Here is a 19,775-nt window from a genome sequence, read left to right as displayed (position 1 = left end):
GTTTACTGTTCCCGTCCCCGGTGACCGATCGTCGTCAGCCGCCCGTGGTCGGCGACGATCCTCCCTCGGCCCGCGGGGACTCCGGCTTGCCCCTGGTCGTCGACGCGGTCTCCCCCACCGGTTCCGTCTCCGGCGACCGGGCCCCAGTGTCGGACGCGTGCTCCTCGGCTCGGGCTCCGGGCCGGTTGCGCAGCAACGCGGCGGCCACGGCGACGATCGGCGTGGCCAGGAACATGCCCACGAGGTTGCCCACGATCGCACCGACCGTGATTCCCAGCAGGACGACCGCGGAGGGAAGGTCCAGGGCGCGCCCGTAGACGCGCGGGGCGAAGAGGTTGCTCTCCAACTGCTGGATGAAGATCACCCAGGCGAGTGTCAGCAGCCCGATCCACAGTTGGCCGCTCGTGACCAACACGACGATGGTGGCGAGGGCACCGGTGGCGAACGCCCCGATCACGGGAAGGAACGCGCCGATGAAGGTCAGCACGATCAGGGGCAGGGCGAGGTTGAAGGGCAACTGACCGAAGAAGGACAGCACCACCAGCAACAGCCCGATCCCGATGGCGTCGAAGAGACCGACCAGGGCCACGCCCCGGACGTAGCGGCCCATCACCTCGTAGGCGACCTTGCTGGAGGAGAAGAGCACGCGTCGGGTGTGGCCGGGGAACAGCGATCCGATCCACTTCATCAGGTGGTCACCTGAGTGCAGGAAGTAGATGGTCAACACCATCAGCAGCACGATGGCGAACAGGACCTGGCCCACGGCGACGGTGCCGGTCCAGAAACCCTCGGCGAGGACGCGCGCGTTCTCCTGGAGGTTGTTCTGGACGAAGTTCTGTACCTCGTTCTGTGCCTCGTTGAGGAAGTTGTTGACGAGCTCGGCGTCGAGCCCCAGCCCCCGCAACCAGCTCTGCACCTCGGTGAGGAACTCGCTGACCGGGTCGACAAGGTCGCCCGCGCCGGCCACCGCCCGGTCGACGATGAAGTAGACGACCAGACCGAACAGGACGAGCGAACCGAGGAACGTGATCGCGGTCGAGGGGCCGCGGCCCATGCCCCGCGCGCGCAGCGCGGTCGCCATCGGCTGCATCAGCGCGGTCAGGAACACGGCCAGAACGACCGGGATGACGGCGGTGCTGATGTAGGTCAGCCCCCACAGGATGATGGCTCCCACCGCGCCCACGATGAGCAGCCGCCACGCGGTGTCGCTCGCCCGCTTGAGCAGGTCGTCCTCTTCCGGGGGCTCTGGCTCCGGCGGCGGAGGAGGGGGAGGCGGCGCGCTCACGGTGGTCGTCCGTGCCCGCCAACGTGGCAGTGACCATCCGCTCGGAAGCCTCCAGCGCACGGGTTTCCTCCTCGACTCCTTGGTTCTCCGCGTCGACGACGCGGCCACACCGCGACCGACGCGGTGCGACTCTAGCGTTGATGTGCCCGCCGCACACCTGTCTTTGGGGGCGCGCGACGGAACGCGCTAGATCTGCCAGGGCTCCCGACGCGTGCCGCTGGGAACGATCTCGTTGCCGAAGGGGGCGAGCGCGACCGGGATCATCTTCAGTGACGCCCAAGCCATAGGGATACCGATGATGGTGACGGCGAGGGCGGCCGCCGTGGTGATGTGTCCGATGGTCAACCACCATCCGGCGACGATGATCCAGATGACGTTGCCCACCGTCTGGACCCCACCCGCGCGGTCGCGCCGTACGACGGTACGGCCGAAGGGCCAGAGCGCGTAGTTCGCCATCCGGAAGGACGCCAGTCCGAACGGGATGGTGACGATCAGAACGCAACAGATGATCCCGGCGAGGGCGTAACCCAGCGCCAACCAGATGCCGGACATCACCAGCCAGATCACGTTCAGGATCAGCCGCAACAGCGCCACGATGGGCCCTTCTTGTCGTTGGTACTTCCCTGACGGACGTAGTCCCGGAATACGCCGTCGACTCCGTCCCGCCACTCTTGAGGTGGGACGGACGCGAGCCGTCCGTGGTTCCCGATCCGCCATGTCGCCGTGCCACAGAGTGACGCCGTGCCCACCAGTGTCCGGGTAGCGTCGCCGCGACGCAACGCGGGGACACAGGGAACTTGGACGAGCTCCCGCATCCGTGGGACTCCCTCTACCGGATGAGGGCGGTGGGGCGCGACGCGCCACGCGGACCAAATCGACAAAACAGGGCAGATCCCCCAGGAGGCTGCTGTCAAACCTGTTTTCGGTAACAGTTCTATGAGCAATTCGCCGACCCCCCGTGCACGATCGAGGGGTGAGATGGCATGATGACGTACCGGCTCGCAGGGATGGCGTTCACCGCCCCCAGGGCCTTCGCGTGAGTGTGCACGCCGGTTCCGGCGGGACAGTATCGCCGTGGTTTCAACCACATCCGGGAACACCGAGGCTTCCCTCGGCGTTTGGTCCGTGCGGGCAATCTCACGCTGCGAAACGCAGTCCTGCCTGACCGAACCTTCGTGTCCAAGTTTACTAGTGATTCCAGTAGAGGTGGTTCAACAATGTCCCAGGTACGCCGGCAGGCCACGCTGCGCCCCCGCCCGAGCTGGGGGTGGCAGGATGCCGCCGCGTGTCGGGGTGAGGACCTCGTGCTCTTCTTCGGGCCCGACGGCGAGCGGCAGCCCGAGCGCGAGATCCGGGAGCGTAAGGCCAAGGACGTCTGCGCTCAGTGCCCGGTACGCGTCGAATGCCTTGACTATGCGATCTCCCGCCCCGAGAAGTACGGCACGTGGGGTGGCTTGAACGAGGACGAGCGCGCCTCGGAGCGTCGCCGTCGCATGCGCCGCGCCAACGCCGCATGAACCGCGACCGCCCCGTAGGGGCAGAAAGACGGCGGTGACCATGGCTGGTTCACAGTCCCCGCATCGCGGTCAGTCGGCCGCACCCGGTGACGCCCCGATCGCGACGATCGAGGGCGTCACCTTTTTGCCCCGCCCGCGTCCGCCGGCACGCGCGTCCGCCTCCGAGCGGACCCGGCTCCCGTCGCGCTAGCCGAGGGCACGCCGGAACCATTCCGCGGCCGCCGTTCCGACCTCCTCCCACGCCCCCGGGTCCGTCAGCAGGCGGTCCACACCCGCGATCTCCCGCACCTCGTGCCGCGCCCCCGTGTGCGCCGCCGCCCACTCCGCGAGCTCCCGCACGAACGAGTCCTCGCTCTCGACCAGGGCCAGCGTCGGGGCGTGTACGCGTCCCAGTACCGACTCGGCGATGTCCAGTCGTCCCCCACAGGTGACCACGGCTCCCACGTCGTCGGGGAGTTCCCCCGCCGCCCGCAGCACGGCGTCCGCCCCGGTCCCCACTCCGCACAGTCCCACCGGATCGTCGTTCGTGGCCTGTCGCGACCAGCGCACCGCGGCGCCCAGTCGCTGCTCCGCGCTCGGTTCGGACGCGTCGTCCGTCGCCTCCGGTCCCAGGTCCAGCGCCAGGGTCGCGAGACCGTCCCGGCGGAGGGCGCCGGCCAAGGCGCGGTACTGCGCGGAGGTACGGTCCCGGTCCACCGCGACGACGACCGTGCCGACCCTGTGGGCGGGAGCGGCGTAGTCGGCCTCGATGTCGGTCTCGCCGACCCGGATGCGCACGGGCCGTCCCCCCGATCCCGCCTGGTCCGAGGGGGTGAGCTCAGCGAGCACGGACCGCACGAAGGAGTCCGAGAGCTGTGTGAAGTCCTGGTACCACTCGCCCACCGCGCGGAAGTTGGCGGGAGCGGTGAGTACGACGAGCCGGTCGACCTGGTCTCGGAGGTCGTCGACCGCGGCGAGGTTCCCGACGGGAACCGCGAGCGACAGCCGGGCGGGCCGCTGCCGGCGGGCCATGGCCAAGGCGGCACGGGCGGTGGCACCGGTCGCCAGTCCGTCGTCGACGACGATGACGTCGCGTCCGGACAGTCGGGGCGGTTGGCGGTCGCCCCGATAGCTCTCCCTCCGACGCTGGAGTTCCTCGCGTTCGGCCATGACCGTGGTGGCGAGCGCAGAGCGGGACAGCCCCAGTCGCGCGAGGGCGGCGTCGTCGTAGGACACGTGACCGTCCTCGGTCAGCGCGCCGACGCCGTACTCCGGGTTGCCCGGAACTCCGATCTTCCGGACGAGGAGGACGTCCAGGGGAATTCGCAGGACACGCGCCAGCTCCGCACCGACGGCGACCCCGCCGCGCGGCAGCGCGACGACGATCGGGTCCACCACGGCCAGGGGACGCACACGTTCCGCCAGCCGCTGACCGGCCTCAGCCCGGTCGGCGAACGGCAAGGACACCGGAGTCGGGTTCACGGCCGCCCCCTGCGTCGATCGTCGGGCAGTTCAATCGCTCCTCACGCCGGTCTCACCGACGTTGGACTTCCGGCCGGACATCCGCCGGTCGCTCCGAGTCCTGAGCGGAGTGCTACCTCCATACCCGGACATTCGAGCCACACAACACCGAAGTCGCTACCAATCTCCCACCCCACGCGAATGCCCGGCCCAGGCCCGCTCCGACCGGCTGTCACGGTCGGTCGGCAACTCGGTCGGGAAATGTATGGGTTCCTCGGGAGTTTCCGTCTAGTATCGGCGGGGTCGCGCGCCACGACGACCCGACAGCCACCATCACGAACACGGAGCGCCGGGCAGGGGCGGACGGGATCCATCGAGTTGTCGCCCGACGGGGAGTGTGTCCAGTGACATCGACGGTTGCCGCACCCGATCCGATCGCGCGTCGCGCGCGTCGTTCGGTCACCGCGTTGTTCGCGGTGAACGCCATGACCTACGCGAGCGTGGTGCCGTGGTATCCCTCCCTCAAGAGCTCCCTGGAGTTGTCGAACGCCGCCCTGGGGGCGTCGATCGCGGCGATGCCGCTTGGGGCGATCCTCACCGGAATGCTCGCCGGCCCGCTGATCGCGCGGTTGGGCAGCGGCGCCACCGCGGTGTGGTCGGGGATGCTGACCGCGATCGCGCTGCCGATCATCGCGATCGCGCCGTCGGCGTGGGTGTTCGCCGCCGCGTTGTTCGGGCTTGGCTGTGTCGACGCCTGGGCCGACTCCGCGATGAACTCCCACGGACTACGGGTGCAGCGTCGCTACGGACGCAGCATCATCAACTCGTTCCACGCCACGTGGAGCGTGTTCGCGGTCGTCGGCGGCCTGTTGGGGGCGACGGCCGTCGGCTTGGGCGTGCCGATGGTGGTCCACACCTCCGTGACGGCCGTACTCCTCATCCTCGCGATGTGTCTCACGGTTCCCGGCCTCCTCTCCGGGGCCGAGGACACCGAGCGCGCGGCCGAGGCCGGTTCCCGACCGGCGCCGACCTCCGCGTCTCGCTGGCCAGCTCCCCGCGCCGTCGGCCTGATTCTCGCCCTGGGCACACTCTTGATGCTCGCGGCCGCCGTGGAGGACTCCGCACCGTCCTGGGGCGCGGTGTACATGCGCACGGAACTCGCCGCCTCGGCGTTCGTGGCGGGGATGCCGTTCGTGGCCTGCCAGGCGCTGATGACCTCCGGCCGCTTGGTCGGTGACCGTCTGACGGACCGGTTCGGGGCGGCGACGGTGGCGCGGGCCGGAACCCTGGTCGCGGCGTTCGGTCTGGGGGTCGCGCTACTGTGGCCCACCCAGTTCACGACCGTCCTCGGTTTCGGCCTCTGTGGGTTGGGCGTCGCGACGCTGTTCCCGCTCGCCCTGTCCACCGCCGGAAACGTGCCGGGGGTGCGCAGCGGGGACGGGGTGACCGCGGTCGCCTGGCTCGCCCGGATCGGCTTCCTCGCCTTCCCACCGGCGGTTGGATTCATCGCCGACGCGTCGAGCCTGCGTGTCGGGCTGATCATCATTCCACTCGGTGCGGTCGCCGCGTTCTTCCTGTCCTCCGCGCTGCGCCCGCGGAACTGAGGTCGGAGCCGGCTCCGGCGTCGTCTCGGCGCCCGAGCCGGTGTCCGGTGGCTCCTCCGGCCGCGTCCCCGACGTCCCGTTCCCGGCTCCGGGCGTTCCCCCGCCCGGTCGTTCCCCCACCTGCTCGGGAGCGGCGTCCTCCGCCTCGTTCTCCTCCTCGGTCTCCAGTGAGCGCACGGCGGCCTCGCGTCGTGCGACCAGTCGGGTGAGCCGGGCCTGCTCCTCCTGGGCGATTCGGGCCCGGGCGGCCGCGGTCGCCTCCGTGGGCCACATGGCGTCGATCTCGGAGTTGAGGGCGGAACCGATCAACACCGCCATGGCCGTGACCCAGAACCACGCGAGTACCGCGATCGGTGCCGACAACGAGCCGTAGATCGTGACCTGGCCGAAGGATGCTCCCAGGTACGCCCGCAGACCGACCGAGCCCAGGAGCCAGATCGCCACGGCGAGGACGGCGCCGGGTAGGTGACGCCAGGGCGGTAGGTGCACCGGGACGCTCACTGTGTAGAGCATGACGAGGCTGAACAGGGACAGGAGGGTGACGACCGGCCAGTAGCCCAGGGTGAGGTAGCCGTCCAGGGCGGGCAGCAGGGACCGGATGACGTCGGGACCCACCGCGAGCAGGGGCAGCACGATGAGGGCGAACATCAACGCGCCGAGGTAGGCGACGAACGCGGTGAGACGCTCGCGGACGAAGCCGCGCACGCCGGTGAGTCCGTAGGAGGTGGTGATGGAACTGATGAAGACGTTCATCGCCCGAGATCCCGACCAGAGGGACACCAGGAATGTCATGGAGATGACGCCGCCCTGCGCGCCGCGCAGGAACTCGTCGATGAGGGGCTCCACGACGGTGTCGATGGTCTCCGCGGTGAGCAGGACGGCCGCGAAGCCCAGGAGGCTGGAGCGGGCCTCGTCGACGGTGTCGGACCCGATGACGGAGGTGAGGTGACCCAGCGTGCCGATGATGCCGAGCAGCATGGCGGGCAGGGACAGCACGGAGAAGAAGGCGATCTCGGCGGCGAGGCCGATCACACGGATCCGTCCGATGGTCCTGACCGTGCGCAGGACCACCAGCAGGATGTCGCCCAGCAGCGGGAACCGGGCGCGTACGCTCGCGACGAAGCGCGCACCGCGCTCCTGGATCCGCTCCCACCTGTCCGACAGAGACACGTCAACAACGGTAGTGCCTTGATCACCTTCCGGGATTCAGCACCTCGGCCGCGTGGGGACGCGTCGCCCGCGGTTCGCTGTCGCGCTCCGGTTGGCCACGGATGGTGGACAACGCGCCGAGCGCCGTGTCATGCTCAACACCATGTTCGCTGTCTTGGACCCGATGCTGCGTGCCCGTCGGCACGTGGATCTGCTGCGGGTCCACAGCGCTCTCTGTCGTAACGCCGGTTAGTTCCCCAGCGATTCATTGCTCGCTCCCGTCCGCTCGTCGGGCGTGTCAACCGGTGTTCCTCCTCGTCAGTGGCCAGCCACGTGTTGGGCCGGGGCGGTGCCGGACGGCGCGCCCCGTGACCTCGGAGGTCCGCCGCGATGCCTCCCGCATCGGCCGAACGTCGCTCACCCCGGAACAAGCCGCGCCGCGGCGAAGGCCAGTGGGCGCTTGGCTATCGAGAACCGTTGAACAAGAACGAGGAGAACAAGAAGAACGACGACGGACTCAACGTCCGCCAACGAATCATCGACGTCTACTCCAAGTCCGGGTTCGACTCCATTGACCCCGCCGACCTGCGGGGCAGGTTCCGGTGGTTCGGTCTGTACACGCAGCGCGCGCCGGGGATCGACGGCGGCAAGACGGCGGTGCTGGCCCCGGAGGAGCTCGACGACCGCTACTTCATGTTGCGCGTCCGAATCGACGGCGGGCAGTTGAGCCTGGCGCAGTTGCGGGCGGTCGGCGAGATCTCGACACTGTACGCCCGGGACACCGCGGACGTGACCGACCGGCAGAACGTCCAACTGCACTGGGTGCGGATCGAGGACGTCCCGGCGATCTGGGAGCGGCTGGAGGCCGTCGGTCTGTCGACCACCGAGGCGTGTGGCGACACCCCGCGCGTGATCCTCGGGTGTCCGCTGGCTGGGGTCGCCGAGGACGAGGTGCTGGACGCCACGGACCAGATCCGCGAGGTGTACGAGGAGCACGTCGGTTCCCCGGCCTTCTCCAACCTGCCCCGGAAGTTCAAGACGTCGATCAGCGGCTGTTCCCACTACTGCACCAACCACGAGTGCAACGACGTCGCCTTCGTCGGTGTGGTGGACGAGAACGGGACCCCGGGTTTCGACCTGCACGTCGGTGGCGGGCTGTCGACGAACCCCATGTTCGCGGTTCGGCTGGGGGCGTTCGTCCGTCCCGAGCAGGTGGCCGAGGTGTGGGCCGGGGTGACGGGCATCTTTCGGGACTACGGATATCGGAGGCTACGTCACCGGGCCAGGATCAAGTTCCTCATCAAGGACTGGGGGGCCGCACGGTTCCGGGAGGTGCTGGAGAAGGAGTACCTCGGCTACTCCCTGCCCGACGGGCCTGAGCCGCCGCTCGCGCCCGACACCCGTCGCGACCACGTCGGAGTGCACCGACAGCGGGACGGGCGCTACTACGTGGGGTTCGCGCCACGGGTGGGCCGTGTCTCCGGCGGTACGCTCAGCGCGATCGCCGACATCGCCGAGGCGAACGGGTCCGACCGTGTGCGGACCACGGCCGACCAGAAACTCGTCATCCTCGACGTACCCGAGGAGCGGGTTGACGCTGTGACCGAGGCGCTGGAGGCCGCGGACCTCCAGGTTCACCCGAGTTCCTTTCGACGACACACCATGGCCTGCACCGGGATCGAGTTCTGCAAGCTCGCCATCGTGGAGACCAAGGCGTTGGGCGCGAGCCTGATCGACGAGCTGGAGCGACGGCTGCCCGACTTCCCCGAACCGATCACCGTCAACGTCAACGGGTGCCCCAACTCCTGCGCGCGGATCCAGGTCGCCGACATCGGCCTCAAGGGCCAACTCGTGACCAACGACGCGGGGGAACAGGTCGAGGGCTTCCAGGTGCACCTCGGCGGCGGAATGGGCCCCGACCGGGCGTTCGGCCGCAAGGTGCGGGGGCTGAAGACGACGTCGGAGGACCTGCCCGACTACGTGGAGCGCGTGCTGCGCCGATTCCTCGACGCACGCGGCGACGACGAGGCCTTCGCGACCTGGGTCGCGCGCGCCGACGACGCGGAGCTCACCTGAGGAGGGACGATGTCTGGACGGGCCACACCTTTCTACTGCCCCTACTGCGGGGACGAGGACCTGCGCCCGCACGAGGGCGACGGGCGGACCGGCGCGGGCTACGCGTGGCTGTGCGGTTCCTGCGTGCGGGTCTTCCGGGTCTCGTTCGTGGGGCTCAGCGCCGCCGACCTCAACGGCGTGACCGAGTCCCACGACCACCGAACGGAGGAATCGCGGTGACGTCAACACTGGACCGGGCGGATCTGGCCGCCAAGGCGGCGGCCCGGCTCGACGGCGCCGACACGCGAGAGATCGTGCGTTGGGCCGCCGACACCTTTGGGGACCGGGTCTGCATGACCGCGTCGATGGCGGACTCCCTCATGGTCGACATCGTGTCGCGCGTGATCCCGGGGATCGACGTCCTGTTCCTGGACACCGGGTACCACTTCCCGGAAACCATCGGAACCCGGGACGCGGTCGCGGCCGTGTACCCGGTGAACGTGGTATCCGTGCGGCCGAGTCGTTCCGTCGCCGAGCAGGATCGGGACCTCGGCCCCCGACTCCACGGGCGCGACCCGGGCCTCTGCTGCCATCTTCGCAAGGTCGAACCTCTGCGGGCCGCGCTTGGGCCCTACGAGGCGTGGATCAGTGGGATCCGGCGTGAGGAGTCCGCGACCCGGGCCGACGTCGAGGTCGTGGAGTGGGACGCGCGTCGGAGGATGGTGAAGGTGAACCCGATCGCGCACTGGTCCCAGGCCGACGTCGACGAATACGTCGCCGAACACCGAGTGCTGGTCAATCCCCTGCGTGACGACGGCTATCCGTCGATCGGCTGCCAACCCTGTACGTCCCGGGTCGCCGCGGGGGCCGACCCGCGCAGCGGACGGTGGTCCGGTACCGGCAAGACGGAGTGTGGGATCCACCGGTGAACACGAGGCCGTCCCGATAGACGGTGGGGTGAGGTGTCCACGCGCGTCGGCGCCTCACCCATCCGATCAGACGTCGTCCGCCCTGGCGACCCCAGGGCCGTCCACGGAGGTGCCCCGTGCCCGCCGGACCACCCACAGGGGAACCCCTCGACGGGGCCCCTCCCCTCCTCGCCGTCGCGCACGGCAGTCGTGACCCACGCTCGGCGGACACCGTCGCCACCCTGTTCGCTCAGGTCCGACAGCGCCTGCCCCATGTCCCCGTGCGTGTCTCCTACCTCGACCACCAGGCGCCCGACCCCGCGACCGCCGCGCGCGGTCTGGCCGTCCGGGGCGCTGGTGAGGTCGTGGTGATGCCGACGTTGTTGACAGCGGCTTACCACAGCAAGGTGGACCTCCCCAGACTCCTGGAGCGCGTCCGCGCCGACCGGCCGTGGTTGGACCTCCGCCTCGCGGCCCCCCTTGGTCCCCATTTCCTGCTCGAGCGGGCCGTGAACGACCGCCTGGCGGAGGTAGGGGTGCTCCCCGACCCACGAACCGCGGTGGTCCTGGCCGGAGCCGGCTCGAGCGACCCGGAGGCGCTGCGCACCGTGGAGAGTGTCGCCGCCGCCCTCATGGCGCCCGGGCACTGGCACAGCGTCGTGGCCGCCCACGCCTCCATGGCCTCCCCCACTCCGCGGGAGGCCGTCGGCGACCGCCGCCGCGCCGGCGCGAGCCGCGTCGCCGTAGCGCGCTACCTGCTCGCCGACGGGGTCTTCGCCGACCGAATCGCCCACGAGGCGGACCTCGGCGCCGCCGACGCCGTCTCGGCCCCTCTGGGGGCGCATCCCCACGTCGCCGACGTCATCGTCGACCGCTACCGACAAACGGTCTCGACCCGTCGAGGCGGCAGGCTCGACGTTCTCGCCGACGGCCACTGATCGCCTTGAGGCCACGTGTGGCCGTCGGTGGCCGTGCTTTCGCTGGTTCCCGACCCCCGTCACCGCGGGGACCGGATCACCCCCAACGCTCGTCGGCGACCGGAACGACCCATCCCCACGCGAGCCGCTCCGCGATCGGGGTGCGCGGTGCCTCCGACGAACCCGCCCCCCACTGACTCTCGTTGGGGTGTCGCGACCGACCGGCACGCGGCGGCGGGAGAGGTCGCGTGGCCAAGCGGACGGGCCGAGCGAGTACTCGCCCCGCTCTGCGGGGCCCACGCACCCCGCCGAGGCGCCACACCTCGCCACAGGGCGGTGCGCGGGAGGCACGTCCTCCGAACGCCCAACGACAGGGGTCGCGATACGCACGCCCATGGCGTGGTTTCGGCCGGAGCTTCTCTCCCCACTTCGGTCGTGGACACACACCGGGTGGACACACACCGGTGAGCCGCGCGGGGCGTGGCCTTCGTGGGAGTCCTGGGATCGCGTGGTCTACGCTCACTCGGGTGAGTGACACTCCGACGTTGCAGCGCCTCATACCCCAGCCCGGGGTGGGACTCGCTCCCACCGACGTGTACGCCTATCCCGTGGGGCTCGATCGGCCGTGGGTGCGGGCGAACATGGTGTCCAGCGTGGACGGTGCCGCGTGGGACGCGGAGGGCCGGTCGCGGGGACTCTCCTCGGCGGCGGACCGGGCGGTGCTGGCCGCACTGCGGGGGTTGAGCGACGTCGTGGTGGTGGGCGCCGCCACGGCGCGGACCGAGGGGTATCGGCCGGTGCGCCCTCGGGAGGTATGGGCGGGAGTGCGTGCGGGACGTCCCCGGACTCCACGGATCGCGGTGGTCACGCGCGGCCTGGATATCCACCCCGAACTGTGGCGCGACGCGCCGGAGGACGCGCGTACCGTCGTTTTGACCACGGAGCGGGCCCCGCGGGAACGCCGGGCGGAGATGGCGCGTCACGCCGATGTGGTGGTGGCCGGCGAGACGGACGTGGAACCGTCGGCGGCCGTCGCCGCGCTCGCCGAGCTCGGTTTGTCCCGTGTCCTGTGCGAGGGCGGTCCGCGGCTCCTGGCGGAGTTCAGCGCCGCGGACGTCGTGGACGAGCTGTGCCTGACGCTCAGTCCGACGCTGTGTGGCGGTGACGCGCCGCGCATTCTCTCCGGCGGGGCCACCACCACACATCGACTCACGCTCTCCGAGGTCCTCACCGCGGAGGACGCTCTCTTCCTCCGCTACCTTCGGCCTCAGGCCGCGTCGGCGACTCCTGTGGACTGACCGGAATCGTCCTTGGCGCGGGGCCGCCTCGCCCGACGCGTCCGGGCGGCGCCGTCCCGAGTGGCGATCTCGGTGCCGACGTGGGAAGACCGTCCGCGTCGCACGGTGCGATCCTTCGACGCGAACACCAGGAACATCACCACCATGAACAGGATCCCGACGGTCACGGCCGAACCGGCGGCGAGCAGGACGTCGCCGGGCGAGGTCCGCAGCCAGGCGGAGAGCACGAAGGCCATGGTGAGCGACACGGCCAGCATCGCCAGAGTGACCACCCCCAGAACGGCGACGACCGCGCCGTCTCCCAGGGGCCGTGGGCGGATCCTCGACGCCAGACGGGTCATCGTCGAGGCGGCCGACCTGGCCACGGCCCGCCCTCTGGCGGAGCTGTCCCGCCCGGCGCGGGCGGCACGCAGGATGGTCGTCCGGGAGGCGTTCCACAGCGTCCGACCCCAGGACACCGTCTGGTCGTCGGAAGGCGCGCCCTCCGCGTGCGTGCTGCCACGTATCCGGCGCGAGAGTTGTCGGATCAGTCGGTTCAGTCGGTTGTCTCTGGTCCGGTCCCTTACCGCGCTCCATCGACGCGGGAACACTTGCCGGTAGGCCACCAGCATCCTGTACTCCACCGCCCCCAACCGCATTGGCTTCCTTCTGGGCCCCTACCCCACCCCAGATCGGGGCAACGCGGTCGTTAAGAAAAAACCATGCCATATCGGTCATCATTCATTGACTCCGCGTAGTCATCACTGATGGGTTCCCGCACGAGCTCGACTGACCGGATGCGGAACCCACCGCGGGCGCCGCCTTTCGGGGGGGCTCGCCCGATTCGCGCCCGACGGTGGGTCACACGTCCGAGGAGAATCACACCGCTCTTGGAGGTCCCCCGTGTCGTGGCGCACGTCGCGCGGGCGACAATGTGAGTCGGCCTCGGTGGTGCGAAACGTGTTGCGGGGCGAAGCACATTCGTAGGAAGACCGGTAGCGTCTCATACATGGATGAAACGTCGAATCCCATCTCTCGTTCCGATGAGGAGTGGCGCTCGCGGCTCGCGCCACAGGAGTACGCCGTCCTGCGGCAGGGGGCCACGGAGCGTCCGTGGAGCGGCGACTACGTCTCCACCTCGACGGTCGGGGTGTACCGATGCCGTGCCTGCGGCGCCGAGCTGTTCCGCAGCGAGACCAAGTTCGACTCACACTGTGGGTGGCCGAGTTTCTTCGAGCCCTCGGAGAGTGAGGCCGTGACCCTGCACGAGGACAGCTCCATGGGCATGGTGCGAACAGAGGTTCGCTGCGCCCGGTGCGACTCCCACCTGGGCCACGTCTTCCACGGCGAGGGATACGCGACGCCGACCGACGACCGCTATTGCATCAACTCCATAGCCTTGACACTGGAGGAAGACTCCGTGGCCTAGGATCCTGGCCGGCCCGAGAAGCACATCCGCCCCCACCAACCGCGAAAGCACTCGATGAGCGACGACGTCCCCTCAAGCACACCTATGCCGCGTTTCGGTATGGCACGCGGCTCCGCGCCGTGGCTCGTGCCCGCTGTGATCGCGGCTGGCGCCGCCGTCGGCGCCAGCCGCGGGTCACGGCGGCGCACCCTGCTCGCGGTGCCGTTCGTCGGTCTCGCCGCGGCCATGGCGTGGTTCTTCCGCGACCCCGAGCGCCATCCGCGGGGTGGTGGCCTGGTGTCCGCCGCCGACGGTGTCGTCCAGAGTGTGGACGCGCGGCCCGACGGGCGCACCCGGATCGCGGTGTTCATGAACCCGCTCAACGTCCACGTGAACCGTGCCCCCATCGCCGGGCGGGTCGTGTCGGTCGAGCACCGCCCTGGCGGGTTCAAGCCGGCGTTCGACAAGGACAGCGAACGCAATGAGCGGGTGGTGTGGACCTTCGACACCGAGATCGGCGAACTCACCGTGGTCCAGATCGCCGGTGCGATGGTCCGCCGCATCGTTCCCTACCACCGGCCGCGACGTCAGGTGGCGCGCGGTGAACGCATCGGACTCATCCGCTTCGGGTCACGGGTCGACGTGTACCTGCCCGCCGGTGTCACGCCGGCGGTCGCGGTGGGCCAACGGGTGTGGGCAGGAGAGTCACGACTTGACCTCGACTGAGGAAGGCTACGCCGAGGCGGGCGGGGACAACGGCGAGGCGCCGGACGCTCCGCTGCGCCTCGTCGTCGCCGACTACCTCACGCTCGGCAACGCCCTGTGCGGTTTCATGGCGGTCTGGGCCCTGGCCGCGGCCCAGGTCAGTCACTTCTCTCCCGAGTCGGTCGGCCCGTTGGAACGCAGCGGAGTCGCCGCGGCGGTCGCGCTGTTGCTGATCGCCACCGCGTTCGACCTCTTCGACGGCCGGGTGGCGCGCAAGCTCGGCGGCAGCGGGATGGGCGCGGAACTGGACAACCTGGCCGACGTGATCAGTTTCGGCTTCGCTCCGGCGTTCTTCGTCGTCACCTGGGGCGCGCTCGGCGCCGGCATCCAGGGGGGATTCGCCGTGGCCGCCGCCGCGGGCGTTCTCCTCGCGGTCGTGGTACGCCTGGCGCGTTTCTCGGCCCAGGCACCGGGCAGCGACTACTTCATCGGTCTGCCGAGCCCGTTCGGCGCGATGTCCGTGATCGTCATCGTGCTGCTCGACCCGCCGATGCTGGTCGGCGCCGTCGCGATCCTCGCCGTCGCCTGGCTCATGGTCAGCCGGATCGAGTACCCCAAACCCAAGGGTCGGCTCGCGTTCGCGTCGTTCGCGCTGATCCTGGGCGGCATCGTCTGCATCGTGGCGTGGGCGGTGAACTTCCCGTTCGGTGAGATCCTGCTCTACTCCGGCGCCGGTTTCGTGCTTCTGCTCCTACTCGCGGTCCCCGTCTACGTGGTGGTGACCCGCAGGCACGGCGCCAGGGACGACGAGGACGAGGACACCGCCGACCTCCCTCCGTTCCCCGGCGACGACCCCGAGGCCGACCCGGCGACAGCCTGAGGACAGGACGAGCGCGGGCGGCCCGAGGGCACCACCGACCCACGGCGCTCCGCGCCCGGTGTGGCCGCGTCCGGAGCGCCGTGGTGCCCGGCTACGGCAGCGCCTCGACCAGTTCTCCCGCGCCCGCCTTGCGGCGTCCGGTGTAGAACGGGATCTCCTCGCGGGTGTGGCGGCGCGCGGCCGCTCCCCGCAGGTGACGCATGAGATCGACCAGGCGGTGCAGCTCGTCGGCCTCGAAGGCCAACAGCCACTCGTAGTCGCTCAGGGCGAATGTCGACACCGTGTTGGCGCGAACGTCGGGGTAGGGCGCCGCCATCCGGCCGTGCTCGGCGAGCAGGGCGCGACGCTCGTCGTCGGGAAGCAGATACCACTCGTAGGAACGCACGAAGGGATAAACACACAGGTAGTCCCGCGGCTCCTCCCCGGCGAGGAATGCTGGGACGTGGCCCCGGTTGAACTCCGCCGGCCGGTGCAGACCGACCGCGGACCACACCGGCGTGGCGGCGCGGCCCAGGGCGGTACGCCGAAAGTCGGTGTACATCCGCTGTAGCTCGTCCGCGGTGGACCCGGTCCACCAGAACATGACGTCGGCGTCGGCCCGCATCCCCTGGATGTCGTACATGCCGCGCGTTTCCACACCCTTGTCCCGCGCCGCGTCCACCAAAGTCGTCAGTTCCTCCGCCAGAGCGCCACGGTCCAGCCCCGAGAGGTCACCCACGCGGAACACCGACCACATGGTGTATCGGATGAGCGCGTTGAGCTCCTCACTGTCCGGCACGCTCGCCTTGTCTGTCACGGTGTCTCTCCTGTCGTGTTCGTCCTGTGGGCTGGCTCCCCCAGCCCGACCTGTTCGGTGAGGCGGGCGGCGGCGGCGCGCGCGGTGGCGACACATGCGGCGATCCCCACCCCGTCGAAGGACGCGCCGCACGCCTCGATGCCACGATGTCCGGCCAGGGCCGTGCGCGCGTCCTGGACACGGACGGTGTGCCCGACGTCGTACTGCGGAAGCGCCCCGCCCCAGCGGGTCACGCGGGCGTCCACGCCGCGGCCGCGCACACCCAGGATCCGGGCGAGGTCCCGCTCCGCGCGTCGAAGGAGCTCGGTGTCGTCGACCTGTAACTCCGGCTCCGCGCCAATGCGTCCGATCGAGCATCGCAGCAGGACGAGTTCCTCACCGGGGTGCGCCGAACGCAACGCCTCGGCGATCCACGGCCACTTCACACTGCTGAGGGTGATGGCCTTCACCGTTCCGCCCTCGACGGCGGGAACCAGGACACCGCTCATCCGGGGCGGGGCGGGGAAGGCGGACAACGGGTAGGCGAGCGAAACGACCGCCATGCTCGCGGTGTCGATCCCGCCCAACGCGGTCGCGGCGGCAGGGACCTCCCGCTCCAGGAGCCGGGCCGCGGGCGTGGGAGGGCAGGCGAGCAGCACCCCGTCGGCCTCCAGGTCGGTGGCGGCCCCGGTGCCCACCTGTCGCGCGTGCACCGTCCACCCGTTGGGAGTGCGCGCCAGCTCCCGCACGCTCCATCCGGTGCGGATATCGGCTGCTCCCCGGTCGGCGAGCGCGTCGACCAGGGCCCCCAGTCCGCCGCTGAGTCCCGCGAAGACGGGTGCGCCGGTGGCCGCCTGACGGGAACGCCGGGCCATACGCGCCGCGGCACCGGTGAGGCTGCCGCCGCGCGTGAGCTCGTCGGCGAGTCCCGGAACGGTGGCCGGGAGGGACAGTCGGTCCGCGCGGCCGGCGTACACGCCGGCGAGGAGGGGTTCCACCAGTCGGTCGACGACGTCGGGGCCCAGTCGTCCTCCCACGAGTTCCCGGACCGAGACGTCACCGACGTCCGCCACCGGGGAACGGAGCCGGTCCGTCCCGGCGCGCAGCAGACCGCGGGGTGAGAGGACACGGCTGCGGGCGAGGTCCCACCAGCTCGCCGGTACCCCCATGACCTGGCGACGCGGCAGGCGTCGCAGCCGTCCGCGGCTGAGAACACGGGGACTCGCCGGTCCAGGGTGGCGGACCCGTTCGCCCAGCCCGAGTTCGTCGACCAGACGCACGGCCTCGGGGCGACGGGCGAGGAGCGACTCCGCGCCCGTGTCGGCGGGCACACCGGCGACCTCCACGGTCGCGATCTTTCCACCGAGACGGGTGGCACCCTCAAGCAGCGTCACCGTGGCCCCACGACGGCTCAGATCGTAGGCGGCGACCAGTCCCGAGACTCCCCCACCCACCACGATGACCCGCGGTTGTGACCCCATGGCTCTACCTTCCCAGACCCCTCCCGGACCGGGCCGTGACCCCCGGGGTTCGCGTCGGGAACCCGTGCCGAGGATCGCGCCGTGCGTCCCCCGCGACATCGCGCGTCGACGCGCGCGGGCCTCGTGACCGCCGAGTGGCGTTCACGCCCGGCACCCGCGGCCACCCCACCCTGGTCCGTAGCCGGGGCACGGTCACGCCGAACCGCATGGCCGGCCGTCAACGGGCCGGACCAGCCCGTCCCCGCCCCCGTGGACGGGAGACTCCGGCCACACGCGCTCGGGGGGCGTCCACTCCCACCAAGCACGGGTGAGGCCCCAGTCACCGACCAGTGGCTCGCCCGGTCCCGACGGAGGACGTTCCCCGCGGCGTGTCTTCCCAGCCACAACGGCGTGTTCCTCGCGCGACGCTCTCCGTCGACGGTCCGGCCACGCTCACCGCTCGCGCCGCGCCGGCCGATCCGTCACGCCGGACCGAAACGGCGGGAGGCCTCGCCGAACCGCGGGCCGCCCCTGCGGCGGGTGTCGGACTAGCGTGAGGTCTCGCTGTGCACGAACTCGGTGAGCCGCGCGAGCATGTCGGGGTCGGTGGTGGGGATCACGCCGTGTCCGAGGTTGAAGATGTGGGACTCGGCCGCGGCTCCGGACTCGATGACCCGGCGAGCCCGTTCCTCGATGACGGGCCAGGGCGCGAACAGCACCGCCGGGTCGAGATTGCCCTGCAGCGCCGTGTGCGGCTCCACCCGATGCGCGGCCTTGTCCAGTGGAACCCGCCAGTCGACTCCGACGACGTCGGCACCAGCGGAGCTGAGCAGACCGAGCAGTTCCCCGGTACCCACCCCGTAGTGGATGCGCGGGATGTCGAGGTCGGCGAGCTGGTCGAAGATCCACCGGGTGTGCGGCAGGACGTTCTCACGGTAGTCGCGGGGGCTCAGGGCTCCCACCCAGGAGTCGAAGAGCTGGACCGCGCTCGCGCCCGCACGGATCTGCACCCGGAGGAACTCCAGGGTGATCGCGGACAGGCGCTTCATGAGCGCTTCCCAGAGGTCGGGTTCGCCGTACATCAGCGCCTTGGTGTGCTGGTGGTTGCGCGACGGTCCGCCCTCGACGAGGTAGGACGCGAGCGTGAAGGGCCCACCGGCGAAGCCGATGAGAGGACGGCTCCCCAGTTCCTCGACCAACTGCCCGGCGGCCTCGGCGACCGCGCTCACGTCCTCGGGCTCGAGCTCCCGGAGTTGTTTGACCGCGTCGGCGTCGCGGATCGGCTCGGCGACGACCGGGCCGACTCCGCTCTTGATGTCGAGGTCCACACCGATCGCGTGCAGCGGGACCACGATGTCACTGAAGAGGATGGCCGCGTCGACGTCGTAGCGCCGGACGGGCTGGAGAGTGATCTCCACGACCATGTCGGGGCGGTTGCAGGCCTCCAGCATGGGGACGTCGGCGCGGAGTCGCCGGTACTCCGGCAATGAGCGCCCGGCCTGACGCATGAACCACACCGGGGTGTGTGCGACAGGGAGTCGCCGGCAGGCACGAAGGAAGGAAGAATCGTTGAGCGTCACATCCCCGATGGTGCCACGCTCGGCGAGCGACCGTGCCACACCTCCCGGATACGGGCGCGTTCTGGTCGCGGGACCGTCACGAAACGCCGACACGCCGGGAAAACTCCGCGCGCTTTGCCTGTCGCCATGCCAACGTCGTCTGGCGTCCAGTCTTCATCGGGACCCCGCGGTCTCGACCACACGAGTAAGGTCCACATTCGCCGATGCCCCCTCAAGGTACGACCGATGACGCGCCTGCCCCGTTCCAACGCGCCGTGGACAGCCTGCGCGGCGTCACGGTGAGGCCAGAGGTTCACCTGGAGGCCATTCCCGCCCCGCGCCGGCTCGCCCCCCATGCCACGGCTCTGTCGGGCACGGTCACGGTGGGCGAGGACGACGCGGCCGCGCTCGGCCGTCTCATCGTGCTGTACGACCCCGACGGCTCGCGTGACTGGCCCGGCCCGTTCCGGGTCGTCGCCTACGCGGGAGCGGAACTGGAGGCGGAGATCGCCGCGGATCCGCTCATCGGCCAGGTGGCGTGGAGCTGGCTGGTGGAGGCGCTGGACGCGGCGGGGGCGACCCACTCGTCGCTCAGTGGGACCGTCACCCGGGCCACGACGGAGGGGTACGGCCAGAAGGCGGACCAACCCCCGTCCACCGAGGTGGAGCTGCGGGCGTCGTGGACGCCGGACTCCGAGGACCTGTCTGGTCACCTCGCGGCGTGGGTCGCGCTGTTGGCCTCGGTCGCGGGTCTTCCACCAGTGGACGTGGCCGATCTCGGCCGACGCCGACCGGTGCCCGGAGCCAACGGCAACGGGGGTTGAGCCCTTGGAGAG

19 protein-coding genes and 1 pseudogene are annotated in these 19,775 nt (G+C 70.4%); 12 read left to right on the top strand and 8 right to left on the bottom strand.

The features are described 5' to 3' along the window. Positions 1–34: 34 nt before the first annotated feature. Together J4H86_RS00825 and J4H86_RS00820 are read right to left on the bottom strand one after the other, a co-directional pair. Positions 35–1,285: an AI-2E family transporter gene (locus J4H86_RS00825; protein ID WP_236541277.1), complete on the bottom strand. Its 1,251-nt coding sequence runs from the start codon at positions 1,283–1,285 to the stop codon at positions 35–37. 186 nt (positions 1,286–1,471) lie between these two features. Continuing rightward, on the bottom strand, positions 1,472–1,879 hold the full coding sequence (locus J4H86_RS00820) for a YccF domain-containing protein (RefSeq protein ID WP_236541276.1): 408 nt from the start codon (positions 1,877–1,879) through the stop codon (positions 1,472–1,474). A 623-nt stretch (positions 1,880–2,502) separates the two neighbouring features. Between J4H86_RS00820 and J4H86_RS00815 the strand changes: the two genes are divergently transcribed. Then, positions 2,503–2,802 (top strand): WhiB family transcriptional regulator, encoded by a 300-nt coding sequence (locus J4H86_RS00815; RefSeq protein WP_269134515.1) that lies wholly within the window; start codon positions 2,503–2,505, stop codon positions 2,800–2,802. A gap of 186 nt (positions 2,803–2,988) precedes the next feature. Here J4H86_RS00815 and J4H86_RS00810 read toward each other — a convergent pair whose 3' ends face one another. Continuing rightward, positions 2,989–4,263, bottom strand: coding sequence for a phosphoribosyltransferase family protein (locus tag J4H86_RS00810; protein ID WP_236541275.1), 1,275 nt, complete (start codon positions 4,261–4,263; stop codon positions 2,989–2,991). Between the two features lie 383 nt (positions 4,264–4,646). On the opposite strand from J4H86_RS00810, the gene J4H86_RS00805 reads away from it, so the two are divergent. Continuing rightward, on the top strand, positions 4,647–5,846 hold the full coding sequence (locus J4H86_RS00805) for an MFS transporter (protein WP_269134514.1): 1,200 nt from the start codon (positions 4,647–4,649) through the stop codon (positions 5,844–5,846). A 336-nt stretch (positions 5,847–6,182) separates the two neighbouring features. Here J4H86_RS00805 and J4H86_RS00800 read toward each other — a convergent pair. Further along, positions 6,183–6,824, bottom strand: a pseudogene (locus J4H86_RS00800) (YihY/virulence factor BrkB family protein); the annotation flags it as partial. 334 nt (positions 6,825–7,158) lie between these two features. Between J4H86_RS00800 and J4H86_RS27335 the strand changes: the two are divergent. From J4H86_RS27335 to J4H86_RS00775, 6 genes are all read left to right on the top strand, one after another. After that, complete coding sequence (locus J4H86_RS27335; RefSeq protein WP_330932467.1) at positions 7,159–7,248, top strand: putative leader peptide; 90 nt, start codon at positions 7,159–7,161, stop codon at positions 7,246–7,248. A gap of 137 nt (positions 7,249–7,385) precedes the next feature. Then, positions 7,386–9,071, top strand: coding sequence for a nitrite/sulfite reductase (locus J4H86_RS00795; RefSeq protein WP_236541273.1), 1,686 nt, complete (start codon positions 7,386–7,388; stop codon positions 9,069–9,071). A gap of 9 nt (positions 9,072–9,080) precedes the next feature. Beyond that, positions 9,081–9,290 (top strand): hypothetical protein, encoded by a 210-nt coding sequence (locus J4H86_RS00790; RefSeq protein WP_236541272.1) that lies wholly within the window; start codon positions 9,081–9,083, stop codon positions 9,288–9,290. Then, positions 9,287–9,979, top strand: a complete 693-nt coding sequence (locus tag J4H86_RS00785) for a phosphoadenylyl-sulfate reductase (protein ID WP_236541271.1) — start codon at positions 9,287–9,289, stop codon at positions 9,977–9,979. Before J4H86_RS00790 ends, J4H86_RS00785 begins: the two co-directional genes overlap by 4 nt. A 116-nt stretch (positions 9,980–10,095) precedes the next feature. Beyond that, positions 10,096–10,896: a sirohydrochlorin chelatase gene (locus J4H86_RS00780; RefSeq protein WP_236541270.1), complete on the top strand. Its 801-nt coding sequence runs from the start codon at positions 10,096–10,098 to the stop codon at positions 10,894–10,896. 506 nt (positions 10,897–11,402) lie between these two features. Further along, positions 11,403–12,173, top strand: a complete 771-nt coding sequence (locus J4H86_RS00775) for a pyrimidine reductase family protein (protein ID WP_394356431.1) — start codon at positions 11,403–11,405, stop codon at positions 12,171–12,173. Here J4H86_RS00775 and J4H86_RS00770 read toward each other — a convergent pair. Beyond that, on the bottom strand, positions 12,143–12,811 hold the full coding sequence (locus tag J4H86_RS00770) for a hypothetical protein (RefSeq protein ID WP_236541269.1): 669 nt from the start codon (positions 12,809–12,811) through the stop codon (positions 12,143–12,145). The two genes, J4H86_RS00775 and J4H86_RS00770, sit on opposite strands and share 31 nt — an antisense overlap. A 350-nt stretch (positions 12,812–13,161) precedes the next feature. On the opposite strand from J4H86_RS00770, the gene msrB reads away from it, so the two are divergent. From msrB to pssA, 3 genes are read left to right on the top strand one after another with little or no spacing between them, the layout of a single operon-like run. Then, positions 13,162–13,581 carry a peptide-methionine (R)-S-oxide reductase MsrB gene (msrB, locus tag J4H86_RS00765; RefSeq protein WP_236541268.1) on the top strand — a complete coding sequence of 140 codons (420 nt, stop codon included), beginning with the start codon at positions 13,162–13,164 and terminating at the stop codon, positions 13,579–13,581. Between the two features lie 54 nt (positions 13,582–13,635). Beyond that, on the top strand, positions 13,636–14,286 hold the full coding sequence (locus J4H86_RS00760) for a phosphatidylserine decarboxylase (protein WP_236541267.1): 651 nt from the start codon (positions 13,636–13,638) through the stop codon (positions 14,284–14,286). After that, positions 14,273–15,145, top strand: a complete 873-nt coding sequence (gene pssA / locus J4H86_RS00755; RefSeq protein WP_236541266.1) for a CDP-diacylglycerol--serine O-phosphatidyltransferase — start codon at positions 14,273–14,275, stop codon at positions 15,143–15,145. The genes J4H86_RS00760 and pssA overlap by 14 nt, the downstream gene beginning before the upstream one ends. A gap of 91 nt (positions 15,146–15,236) precedes the next feature. On the opposite strand, the gene hemQ is transcribed toward pssA, so the two are convergent. The 3 genes from hemQ to hemE all read right to left on the bottom strand — a co-directional run bounded on the left by hemQ (position 15,237) and on the right by hemE (position 18,897). Continuing rightward, a complete protein-coding gene (gene hemQ, locus J4H86_RS00750) occupies positions 15,237–15,881 on the bottom strand; it encodes a hydrogen peroxide-dependent heme synthase (RefSeq protein ID WP_236543846.1) in 645 nt (214 codons plus the stop codon). A 56-nt stretch (positions 15,882–15,937) separates the two neighbouring features. Continuing rightward, a complete protein-coding gene (hemG, locus tag J4H86_RS00745) occupies positions 15,938–17,401 on the bottom strand; it encodes a protoporphyrinogen oxidase (protein ID WP_236541265.1) in 1,464 nt (487 codons plus the stop codon). 527 nt (positions 17,402–17,928) lie between these two features. Continuing rightward, on the bottom strand, positions 17,929–18,897 hold the full coding sequence (hemE, locus tag J4H86_RS00740; protein WP_236543845.1) for a uroporphyrinogen decarboxylase: 969 nt from the start codon (positions 18,895–18,897) through the stop codon (positions 17,929–17,931). Positions 18,898–19,163: 266 nt separating this feature from the next. Between hemE and J4H86_RS00735 the strand changes: the two genes are divergently transcribed. Beyond that, positions 19,164–19,763, top strand: coding sequence for a DUF3000 domain-containing protein (locus J4H86_RS00735; RefSeq protein WP_236541264.1), 600 nt, complete (start codon positions 19,164–19,166; stop codon positions 19,761–19,763). Positions 19,764–19,775 lie beyond the last annotated feature (12 nt).

This window comes from Spiractinospora alimapuensis (assembly GCF_018437505.1).
Lineage (GTDB): Bacteria > Actinomycetota > Actinomycetes > Streptosporangiales > Streptosporangiaceae > Spiractinospora > Spiractinospora alimapuensis.
This window is presented reverse-complemented; position numbering and strand designations above follow the sequence as displayed.

Coding starts and splice junctions, on each gene's coding strand:
- hemG (WP_236541265.1), bottom strand. CDS start 17,401: ATGGGGTCACAACCGCGGGTCATCGTGGTGGGTGGGGGAGTCTCGGGA.
- J4H86_RS27335 (WP_330932467.1), top strand. CDS start 7,159: ATGTTCGCTGTCTTGGACCCGATGCTGCGTGCCCGTCGGCACGTGGAT.
- J4H86_RS00795 (WP_236541273.1), top strand. CDS start 7,386: ATGCCTCCCGCATCGGCCGAACGTCGCTCACCCCGGAACAAGCCGCGC.
- J4H86_RS00760 (WP_236541267.1), top strand. CDS start 13,636: ATGAGCGACGACGTCCCCTCAAGCACACCTATGCCGCGTTTCGGTATG.
- msrB (WP_236541268.1), top strand. CDS start 13,162: ATGGATGAAACGTCGAATCCCATCTCTCGTTCCGATGAGGAGTGGCGC.
- J4H86_RS00815 (WP_269134515.1), top strand. CDS start 2,503: ATGTCCCAGGTACGCCGGCAGGCCACGCTGCGCCCCCGCCCGAGCTGG.
- hemQ (WP_236543846.1), bottom strand. CDS start 15,881: ATGTGGTCGGTGTTCCGCGTGGGTGACCTCTCGGGGCTGGACCGTGGC.
- J4H86_RS00790 (WP_236541272.1), top strand. CDS start 9,081: ATGTCTGGACGGGCCACACCTTTCTACTGCCCCTACTGCGGGGACGAG.
- J4H86_RS00735 (WP_236541264.1), top strand. CDS start 19,164: ATGCCCCCTCAAGGTACGACCGATGACGCGCCTGCCCCGTTCCAACGC.
- J4H86_RS00770 (WP_236541269.1), bottom strand. CDS start 12,811: ATGCGGTTGGGGGCGGTGGAGTACAGGATGCTGGTGGCCTACCGGCAA.